This window comes from Vibrio sp. 10N.222.49.C9, assembly GCF_041474985.1.
Classification (GTDB): Bacteria; Pseudomonadota; Gammaproteobacteria; order Enterobacterales; family Vibrionaceae; genus Vibrio; species Vibrio crassostreae_C.
The window spans coordinates 1-380 of the sequence record NZ_JBFRVD010000389.1 but is presented as its reverse complement, the minus strand read 5'-3'; the positions used below and the strand labels follow the sequence as shown (position 1 = coordinate 380).

The window sequence follows — 380 nt, the reverse complement described above, 5'->3', positions numbered from 1 at the left end:
GGTTTGGTGAGTGATAACGCTACTGTGTCCAGTGCCACGTTGGTCGAGTAGCAGAACGCGGTATCGCTGTAGGGCGGCTTTTAACCAACCAGAGTGACCGTTAGGTCGTGGCGAAGGGAAACCAGGCCCGCCCTGAAAGAATAGCAACCAAGGTTTAGCGCTGTTTTCATCACCGACTAAGCGAACCTCTCTGGCAAAGATTGATAGCCTTGCAGACTGTGGGTCGCTGTAGTTAAGCGGTGCTTCAAAGGTGTGATTCTGATAGCAACAGCCATCGTTGATAAAGGTATGTCCCTGTACTGCTTCTACGTGCATTGATTTTCCTTGGTTTTGATTTTGTTTCTACCCTACTGATCGCTAATGCGTTTGCCAAGCAATAG

Annotated in this window: 1 pseudogene; it reads right to left on the bottom strand. The window is 48.9% G+C overall.

The annotated features are described in order from the left end of the window. Window positions 1-315 (bottom strand): annotated as a pseudogene (locus AB4585_RS23640) (alpha/beta hydrolase); the annotation flags it as partial. Window positions 316-380 lie beyond the last annotated feature (65 nt).